This is a genomic window from Aphanizomenon sp. CS-733/32 (genome assembly GCF_028330045.1).
Classification (GTDB): Bacteria; Cyanobacteriota; Cyanobacteriia; order Cyanobacteriales; family Nostocaceae; genus Dolichospermum; species Dolichospermum gracile.
In genome coordinates, this window is sequence record NZ_JAQMSE010000099.1 from 1 (window position 1) to 4487 (window position 4487).

Here is a 4487-nt window from a genome sequence, read left to right on the forward strand (position 1 = left end):
TACTACACAAACAAAGTCCACCTGCGTGGACTAACGAAAAATCAAGGCTTTTGAACCCACGAAGGTGGGTTTCGTCTGTGTAGCTGCGACTTCTAGTCGCCCTTGCAAGTAATAAATTAGACTTTTCAAACACCCTCTTACCAAACAGGAAGACTCTGCTTCTTTAAAAGGTTCGGAAAATTTAACAATATGTTGATGCTGACAGCGCGTAAGTTTGACTGCTTCTTGCAAAAACATCGTTTCTAGCCGTTCCCGATCTGATTGATTCAGGGATGTGAGTAAATTAATATCTAAGGTTTTGATAATTTGGCGATCGCTATTTTTATTTTTAACCAAATAAGTAATCCCGAAGCGTCCCCTTCTTAATTCTTTCTCAACGGTGTATTTTCCACCTTGCAACTGATCACCTGCTACCCAAGCCATTTTTGCAACTCCCCAATTACTTGGATTAATTTTCGCACAAAAGGCTTGTGTAGTCTCTATATAGGGCTTGCTGAATAAAGCTAAAACTTTTTAATGAGCTGTTACGCAGCTAAATTTGATAACCATAATTTACTTGAACTTTGTAGTGCGGGCATCTTGCCCGCTAGAATTATACAAACTAAATGCACAACAGCTTAAGAGAGTGTTGGTTTCCGACCTGTTCCCTTCTCTCTTTGGGAGACGCTACACGAACGTGCTACGCACATTAGTCAGGGAACTGTCGTCAACTCACGCCCCATTCATCCCCCGCTCCTAAGAGTGAGCGGGGGCTTCTGTCGGGAAAGCTAACTACATTATTCGTCAATCTGCCACGCATCTTTGGTATATTCTTCATCCAATACTTTCTTAGGACGAACCAAAACAATCATTTTTCCTAACAGGGGAATTGCTGGTGCGGTTTCAAACCATTGAAAGTCAATACTATCGCCGTTTTCAAACACAAAGTAATTGGAAATATCCCATTCTCGTTGAGCGCGATCTATGACGATCATGATCGGTTCAACTTTGTTTTGATGGGGGTTGGGGAAAATATCGCTATTAGCAATGACAACTACGGGATCTTCGGCATTTAGTAGCACTTTCCAGCCCGGTAAGGCTACCCAAGCTTGTTCTCCAGCAAATTTGACGATGCGAAATGGTTGAATTTCGGTAATAAATGGTACAGCTTTTAATTCCTGTGATGTTAATGGTAATTCACCTACAACTGGTAAAATCCGGGGTAAATCTTCATCAATTTCTAAACGATAAAATGGTAAAATCGGCGGCGCTACTTTAGCCGTAACGCTAAAATCCATTAACAGTTGTTCTAGTTGTTTTCTAGCTGTTTCGGAGTGAACAAAGCGTAAACCTTTGGCTATTAAACGCGATCGCTCGGATAAGTCAGATTTTTGTTTAGCATATTTCCAGGATTGATAGGCGATCGCATCTCCTGGATGTTTACTAAAACCTTCGGGTAAAGTAGGAAACCAAGAATAGTCTTTCACTGCTTTGGCTATATCCCTGACTACATCGGCATCAAGTTTGTATTGATATGTCAAATCGGCAGTCCTGGCTCGGTCCTCTTGGGTTAATCCACGCAATTCATATAGGACATCACTACTCTTGGTGCTATAATATGCCAATGTTGCCGATGATGAGCCAGATTTTTCCAGAGAATTATAAACCTGAGAGCCAACAATTACCTGATTTTGTTGAATTGGTTCAAATCCAGTGGCTTCAAAGATGTCTTGGGGATTGTAACCGTTTTTCTGTAGGTAGGCGATCGCTTGTCCCCATTCCACCCAAGTCCCCTGTTTTTGTCTCAGCTTGACTAATAATTCTGTAGCTGTTTCTTGGTCAGGATTTGGTAAATTGGGCTGTATTTCGGTCATAATTAAAGGGTGCGTCTTAAAAAGTTAATACTGTCTGATGAGCGTGAAGAAATATAAAGTTGGGAAACTATTTTCTTCTCTTATGTGTATTTTGACTTATTACTCATGAAAGTAGTCAGAAGAAAATAAGTGAGATATATAGTTGTAGAATTAGTGTATCAAAGAAATTTGCATCTCACTTGAGTTTTTAGCAACTATTTTTAACATCATACAGATAGAAAATATAACAAAATAGCAGTTAACACGAATATATTTATGGATAAACCCAATTTTCAATCTAACCAAGTTCGCCGTCAACGCCTAACCCCTAAAAGTGCCAAAAAACTTAATGTTCCCTATTCCCTCAACAAATGAGTAACGAAGTCCGCGCTATATTTAATCGTATTGCTCCTGTTTATGACCAACTTAACGATCAGTTAAGCTTGGGACAACACCGCATTTGGAAAGAAATGACAGTCAAATGGAGCGCAGCTAAACCTGGTGATACTGGTTTAGATTTGTGTTGTGGTAGTGGGGATTTAACTTTTCGGTTAGCACGTCATGTAGGGAAGATAGGCCAAGTTTATGGAGTAGATTTTTCGGCTAATTTACTGAATTTTGCTCAAGAACGCTGCAAAAACTACCATCCCCAACCTCCTATTACTTGGATAGAAGCAGATGTCTTAAATTTACCTTTTGATGATAATTATTTTGATGCAGCCACGATGGGGTATGGATTAAGAAATGTTAAAGATATTCCCGGTAGTCTCCAAGAAATACACCGTGTTCTCAAACCAGGTGCAAAAGCCGCCATTTTAGACTTTCATCGTCCCCACAATCAACAGTATCGCGCTGTGCAACAGTGGTACTTGGATAATCTGGTAGTTCCCATAGCTACTAATCTAGGCTTAAAAGACGAATATGCTTATATTAGCCCTAGTTTAGACCGATTTCCCACTGGGAAGGAGCAAATAGAGTTAGCTATTGAAGTCGGTTTTATAAATGCCACACATTACCCCATTGCTAACGGTATGATGGGAGTATTAGTAGTAATTAGGTGATTGGTGATTGGTGATTGAAATTAGGATATAAGAAACAAAATAAATGTTTTCTTTAATATCCCTGATCTAATCCATTACAAATTACGAATTACGAATTACAAATTACGAATTACAAATTACCCATTACCTAATCCAAAAGCCTGTGGATTTGTCTAGAATTTTATTATATATATCTCCCCCCGTTCTGGGTGGATTAATTGGCTATTACACCAACGACATAGCCATAAAAATGTTATTTCGTCCCTATAAAGCCGTTTATATTTTTGGACGAAAAGTACCGTTTACTCCTGGTTTAATTCCTAGTAATCAGGAACGGTTAGGACAGAATATTGCTAATGCGATTATGAAATCGCTACTGACTCCAGAAGAAATGCAAAATCTGGCGCGGAGACTCCTGGAAACTGAACGGCTACAAAGTGGAATTTTCTGGTTATTACGTTTGGTTGTTGATCAAGTTAAAGGTGATAAAAACCCTCGCAGCACTAAGATTTTAGCGGGAATTTTACGTGATTTACTGGGGGAATCTTTACCCCGTCTTTTGAAGGTTTTAGCGCGACAGGAAACATTTTTAGAAACGCAAATTAACCAAATATTTGATAAGGTATTACTGGAGTTTCAACTCAGTGAAGAACAATCTGTTCGGTTAGCTGATTGGTTACTAGAGGTGGTTTTACCTTCAGATAGATTACGACAAGTTATTATTGATTTTCTCACAGATCGGACAATTCAAACTATTGATGAAAGTTTTCGAGAAAAAACCAGTGGTACTTATTGGGTAGTGGCAAATCTGTTTGGGTTGAAAAATACTTTAACTCGATTACGGACATTTTGCTTAGATGAGAAAGATGCAACTAACAAGCGATTGCAAGAATTAATCAAAGATCTAAAAATGCGCGATCGCATTAAGGAATTGTTACAAAATTTATCTTTGCAAAATCTCCCCGTCGGTACGGTGCGTCAACTACGAAAAACGATTAGAGATAGTGTGCGTCAATATTTGCAAAATAGTGGTGGTGATTTACTCAAAGAATTAACAGAATCGGCTGATTGGGAAAGGATTTCTATTGTCTTGTTAAATCGGTTAAGTAGTTCAGCGGTTGTTAACACTTCCTTAGAAGTTGTGGCACGGGATTTAGCATTAATTTTAGAAAAGTATCTCGAAAAAGATTTAGAGGTGATTGTCGCTCAAGCAATTCCTGTTTTATCTATAGATCAAGTAATTATAGAACGAGTCAAAGCTACTTCCCCCGCCGATTTAGAAGATGCAATTGAGGGAATTGTCAGAAATGAATTACAAGCAATTGTTACTTTGGGTGGTATTTTAGGTTTTGTTGTTGGTTTGTTGCAATTAGGATTTTTATTTTTGAATCAATCTATGTAATTGGTAATGGGTAATTGGTAATTTCTACTAACATAGGACTTACGCACTGTACAAATTCACCATGATGTGCATGAACGAAAATCCCTCGTTTCAGGCTTTTGGTGATTAACTTCTGCTCAATAGCGAGCGCTCAAAAATCATCAAAAAAATCACGTTAAAATGCCCGAAACCCATACCCCATATTTGGTTGATTCTGTCAATGCGTAAGTCCTA

At 38.5% G+C, this 4487-nt stretch carries 4 protein-coding genes; 2 read left to right on the plus strand and 2 right to left on the minus strand.

All coding sequences use genetic code 11. From position 1 onward, the window contains the following. Positions 1-30: 30 nt before the first annotated feature. Both PN471_RS07570 and PN471_RS07575 read right to left on the minus strand, forming a co-directional pair. Complete coding sequence (locus tag PN471_RS07570) at positions 31-423, minus strand: hypothetical protein (RefSeq protein WP_334311905.1); 393 nt, start codon at positions 421-423, stop codon at positions 31-33. Positions 424-776: 353 nt separating this feature from the next. Then, positions 777-1853, minus strand: a complete 1077-nt coding sequence (locus PN471_RS07575; protein ID WP_271776322.1) for a RuBisCO accumulation factor 1 — start codon at positions 1851-1853, stop codon at positions 777-779. A gap of 350 nt (positions 1854-2203) precedes the next feature. Between PN471_RS07575 and ubiE the strand changes: the two genes are divergently transcribed. Further along, on the plus strand, positions 2204-2893 hold the full coding sequence (ubiE, locus tag PN471_RS07580; protein ID WP_193898003.1) for a bifunctional demethylmenaquinone methyltransferase/2-methoxy-6-polyprenyl-1,4-benzoquinol methylase UbiE: 690 nt from the start codon (positions 2204-2206) through the stop codon (positions 2891-2893). 142 nt (positions 2894-3035) lie between these two features. After that, positions 3036-4274: a DUF445 domain-containing protein gene (locus PN471_RS07585; RefSeq protein ID WP_271776323.1), complete on the plus strand. Its 1239-nt coding sequence runs from the start codon at positions 3036-3038 to the stop codon at positions 4272-4274. The last annotated feature ends 213 nt before the right edge of the window (positions 4275-4487 follow it).

Bases quoted from the DNA above. Each gene is read 5' to 3' on its own strand.
- ubiE (WP_193898003.1), top strand. From the start codon at position 2,204: ATGAGTAACGAAGTCCGCGCTATATTTAATCGTATTGCTCCTGTTTAT.
- PN471_RS07570 (WP_334311905.1), bottom strand. From the start codon at position 423: ATGGCTTGGGTAGCAGGTGATCAGTTGCAAGGTGGAAAATACACCGTT.
- PN471_RS07575 (WP_271776322.1), bottom strand. From the start codon at position 1,853: ATGACCGAAATACAGCCCAATTTACCAAATCCTGACCAAGAAACAGCT.